Annotated in this window: 6 protein-coding genes; 1 reads left to right on the forward strand and 5 read right to left on the reverse strand. The window is 71.6% G+C overall.

What is annotated here, in order from left to right; translation table 11 throughout:
- The 3 genes from ACI2L1_RS44900 to ACI2L1_RS44910 form a co-directional block, all read right to left on the reverse strand.
- On the reverse strand, positions 1-407 hold a 407-nt coding region (locus ACI2L1_RS44900; protein ID WP_404745258.1), incomplete at its 3' end, for an NAD-dependent epimerase/dehydratase family protein.
- A gap of 68 nt (positions 408-475) precedes the next feature.
- A complete protein-coding gene (locus ACI2L1_RS44905) occupies positions 476-1066 on the reverse strand; it encodes a phosphatase PAP2 family protein (RefSeq protein WP_404745259.1) in 591 nt (196 codons plus the stop codon).
- Complete coding sequence (locus ACI2L1_RS44910) at positions 1059-2426, reverse strand: diacylglycerol/lipid kinase family protein (protein WP_404745260.1); 1368 nt, start codon at positions 2424-2426, stop codon at positions 1059-1061. The genes ACI2L1_RS44905 and ACI2L1_RS44910 overlap by 8 nt, the downstream gene beginning before the upstream one ends.
- Positions 2427-2756: 330 nt before the next feature.
- Here ACI2L1_RS44910 and ACI2L1_RS44915 point away from each other — a divergent pair, with 330 nt between their 5' ends.
- The gene (locus ACI2L1_RS44915) at positions 2757-3239 is read left to right on the forward strand and encodes a GIY-YIG nuclease family protein (protein ID WP_404745261.1); all 483 of its coding nucleotides are present in this window, start codon (positions 2757-2759) and stop codon (positions 3237-3239) included.
- A 184-nt stretch (positions 3240-3423) separates the two neighbouring features.
- Here ACI2L1_RS44915 and ACI2L1_RS44920 read toward each other — a convergent pair whose 3' ends face one another.
- Together ACI2L1_RS44920 and ACI2L1_RS44925 are read right to left on the reverse strand one after the other, a co-directional pair.
- Entirely contained in the window at positions 3424-4155 is a 732-nt protein-coding gene (locus ACI2L1_RS44920; RefSeq protein WP_404745262.1) for a DUF4097 family beta strand repeat-containing protein, read from the reverse strand.
- Between the two features lie 66 nt (positions 4156-4221).
- Positions 4222-4374, reverse strand: a 153-nt coding sequence (locus ACI2L1_RS44925; protein ID WP_404745263.1) for a DUF475 domain-containing protein, incomplete at its 5' end; no start/stop codon positions are given.

Genomic DNA, 4374 nt, shown 5'->3' on the forward strand with positions numbered 1-4374 from the left:
AGTTCCGGGTGCGAGCCGTAGACGGCGAGGCTGCTGGCGAACACCAGCCGCGTCACCGGCCCGCCGGCCGCCGACTGAGCTCGGGCCGCCTCCAGCACGGCGCGCGTGGCGTCCACGTTGGTGCGCATCCCCAGATCGAAGTCGGCCTCGCACTCGGCCGACACCGCGGCGGCGAGATGGAACAGCACATCCACCGGCTCGGCGAACACCGCACCCAGGCGCTCGACCAGATCGCCGTGCACCGTCTCCACCCGGGCGTCGTCCGCCCCCGGCATCCGGTTCGCGGCGACCCTGTCGACCAGCACCAGCCTGCTGATCGGTTCACCACCGAACGACCCCTTCTGCGACAGCGCCCCGGCCAGCAGGCGTCCGAGGAAACCGGACGCACCCGTCACGACGATTCTCATGTGTCATCTCCTCGGCCCTTGTGCGCGCGGTGGCTCACCGTCACGATCGAACGTGCTCCCGCCGGTGTTCAGCTGCGCCTGTTCGCCCCCTGCCGGCCCGCCGCGGCGAGGACCACGGCCGCCGCGCCGGTGCCCAGTAGGGCGCCGGCGACGACATCGCCCGGATAGTGCACGCCGGTGTGGATCCGCGAGTAGCCCACCGCGCAGGCCAGCAGACCGAGGGGAACCGTGACGACGGGCAGCGCGGGCCCCACCGCCGCGGCGAAGGCGACCGCGGACGCCGTGTGCCCCGAGGGGAAGGACGCGGACTCCGGCATGGGCACATGCCGTCCGGGAAACGGCGAGTCCTCGGCCCGGTGCGGACGCGGGCGACGTACCAGGCGCTTGCCGAGCAGGTTCGCGCTCGCCGAGGCGACCCCGATGGCGGCGACCCCGAGGGCGGCGGCGCGCCGAGGCCTGCCGGGGAACAGCGCGAGCAGTCCGGCGGCCGTGAACGAGATCTTGGAGTGGTCCGCCGCGGCGGACAGCCGCCGCAGGGCGTAGTCCAGGGTCGGTGTCCGGGTGACGGTCACGGCCTCGTACAGCGCCTGGTCGAGGGCGGCGAGGTCGCGCAACAGGTCTCGGGCGACCGGCTGCTCCCACCGGGGTTGGTCAAGCATCGCTCTGCTCCTGGTTCTTGTCGGTCGGATGGGAGGTTCGGCCGAGTGCGAGCCGGACGACACGGCGCCAGTCCACCGACGGCGCGGTGTACGGCGCGCCGGGACGGTGTCGCGGTACCCGCATCCGCAGTGCCCCCGGCCGCACGGTGCACACGACGGGCTGGGGCAGCGTCAGCGCCTCGCCGTCCACGGCCACCGGGATGAACTCCTCCTCGGCCTCGACGATCACGCGTCGTGAGGTCAACGCGGTGATACCGCTGGCCCGTTCACCCCGCAGAGCCAGTTCGGCGGCCTGCGCCGCGCCCTCGATCCGCACGGCGATCACGCCGAGTTCGCCTCCGTCGAGGCGTGGTCTGCGCCCGACGCCCAGTGGGTCGGCCAGTGCGTAGGGGTTGTTGCTCACCAGCAGCGCCTGCGGGTCGTGGAGCCGCCGCCCGTCCGCCCTGGCCGACAGCCGCGCGCCGGCCCCGCCGACCAGCAGGTCGGGCAGTCGGTCGAGGGCGGTGACCGCCTTGGCGTCCCGGTACTCGGGACTCTGCACGATCTCCGCGTACGTCCCGAACGAGACGGTGTTGACGAAGGGCCGCCCGGCCACGTCGCCCAGGTCGACTCGGATCTCCACGCCGTCCGAGAGAGCGTCCAGGCCGCTGACCGGGTTGTCGCGGTCCAGGCCCAGATCCATCGCGAAGTGGTTGCGGGTTCCGGCGGACAGCACCATGAACGGCAGTCCGTGCTCGGCGGCCACCGCCGCCACGAGCGCCTGGGTGCCGTCGCCGCCCGCCACCCCGAGGAGGTCAGCGCCCTCCGCGACCGCCTGGCGGGCCAGCGCCGCCGGATCCGGGTCACGGTCGAAGTCGAGCAGCATGACCTGGGCGCCCAAGGCCTCGGCCCGCTCCACCAGCCCATGCTCGACGACCTTGCCTCCGCCCGACCGCGGGTTCATGATCAGTACCGGCCTGCGTGGTGGCCGTACCGAACGGGAACGCCTGCCTCTCGGCGCGCGCAACCGGCGCAACGCGCTCCTGGCGCAGGCCAGCGCCGCGCCCCACAGTCCCAGCGCCGCCGCCGCGAACGGCCACAGGCCGGAGACCGCGTACAGAACCAGGACGGCGACCGGCGCGGCCACGGCCAGCAGGGCGCCGCACGCACGCGCGACTCCCCGGTGCGCCACGGCCCACCACAGACCCGCTCCGGCCAGGCCGATTCCGGCGAGGCCGAGCAACAGCAGCAGCCACTGGCCTGCCGCCACCACCGCCACGACCACTCCGGCCAGACAGAGCAGAGCAAGCCGGGCCAGATTCCGCGCCTCGGCGCCGGAGCCGTCCGGCACGGTCTCGTCCTTCGCTCTCGTCGCGTTCATGATGCCTCGGGCTGTCTCCCGACGGCGGTGTCCTGCGTGCATGACACCTTCGCCCTCATGTTCCGGGACCTGCCCTCTTCTCCCCTCCATGATCCATGCGGCACGGTCGCCCAACGATCTCACGCCCCGCGCATGCCGTTCGTCCGGGACGCAGTGAGCCATGTACCCGGCCAGGTCGTGTCACGCACGTGGCCGCAAACGCCTGATCGCGCGAGCGGCGCGGAACATCCGGCAGGTAACCCTCCCCGGGGGGGCGATGTCATAGCCGCGTGGGAGCGTGAGACCGGGGCAGTGCCACGCGATCGTCGCCGGTCCGAAGGAGGCCGCGTCATGGCCCATGTCGACTCACAGTTCCTGCGTGGCCTGTTCGACGAGGAGGGCAGTCTGCACACCGCGGGCCGGACGGCTCTGTATCGGCTGTACGGACCAGAGGGGCTTCTGTACGTCGGCATATCGACCTGCCCGCTCACACGCGTGCGCACGCATCTGCGGGACCAGCCGTGGGGGCCGTATGTCATCGGGATCCGGATCGACTACCCGGATGACGCGGAGACGGCCGAGCGTGTGGCCGTGCAGGGCGAACGCCCCAGGTACAACGTGGTCTTCAACGGCCTGACCCCGCCACCGCCCCCCGACCGCGCCGCGCGGCGCAGGGCCGAACTCGCCGCCGAACAGCGTCGGTTGGCGGAGTTCGAGGCGGCCGTGCCCGAGTCGACGGCACATCTCCGGCTCATCGCACGCGGGATCAGGGCGAAGAAGGCGAGGATCGCGAGGCTGGTCAAGGAGATCGAGGACATCGGGTCACGTTCCTGACCGCGCACAGCGCCTTCGCCAACGGCGGGCCACCGATCTGCAGGGCATGGTCGACTGCCTCAAGGCCAGTCCGGGCCAGTTCGTCACCGTGTTCCTTGAGGACTACGCCTCCTCCGACGTGCTGAAGTGGCCACCACGGGCTGGCCCACGATGGTGGACCTCGCCGGCTGACCGCGCGCCGGGGTCAGTCCCGGTGGGCGTCGACGTCGCCGTTCACCGTGGTCAGCGTCAAGAAGTGGTCCCGGTCTGCGGCCCTCGTGGGCACGCCGACCGCGGTACGGCCGTTGTCGGTGACCGCGCTGACCCGGTAGGCGGGGCTGTCGTGGGGCACCGTGACGTCGACCGATCCGTTGACGGTGGTCGCGGTGACGCTCGACGGAACCTTGCCGCAGTCGAGGACCACGTCCCCGTTGACGGTCTCGGCGCGCACATGGTTCGCGTCGAGAGCCGTCGCGCGCACCGAGCCGTTGCGGGTGGACAGCCGTACCGTGCCGTGGTCCTGTCCGGAACGGGTCACCGTCACATCCCCGTTGACGGTCGTGATGTCCAACGCGGCGTCGACACCCGCCACGTCCACGCCGGCGTTGCGTGCGGTGACCGTGACGCTCACACCGTCGGGGATCTCCACGTACGGCATCCGGGGGCAGCTGTCGCCCGCAGCGCACGACAGGTCGAGCGTCCGGACGTCCCCGCGACGGGACCAGTGCTCGTCGAGGTGGTCGTCGACGGTGACACGGCTGCCGTCGGCCGGACGCAGCCGCAGGCCGTTGTCGGTGGCGATCAGCAGGTGGTCCCCCGATTCCGCTGTGCGGAGTGTTCCCGCCGTCTGCGGGCCGTCCTGGTCCCCGCTGCACGCCCCGGCGAGGGGCAGCAGCGCAAGGGCAACGATCAGGCGCGTCAGGTGCTGTGTCTGCATCGCCTTCATGCACCGTCGGATGCCCCGGCTCGCCGTAGCCATGACAGCGGAGACCGACTTCGTGTCCTACGGGACCGAGACCGAGTCGGACGCCTTCGTCGTACCTTCGGCGGCCGCGAGTGATTTGTTGCGGCGCACCGAGGACCAGAAGGACCAGCCGATCAGGATCACACCGACGAGACCGGTGATGATCTCGTTGATCTGGTACTGGATGGTGAC

This window comes from Streptomyces sp. NPDC019531 (assembly GCF_044903305.1).
Taxonomy (GTDB): Bacteria; Actinomycetota; Actinomycetes; order Streptomycetales; family Streptomycetaceae; genus Streptomyces.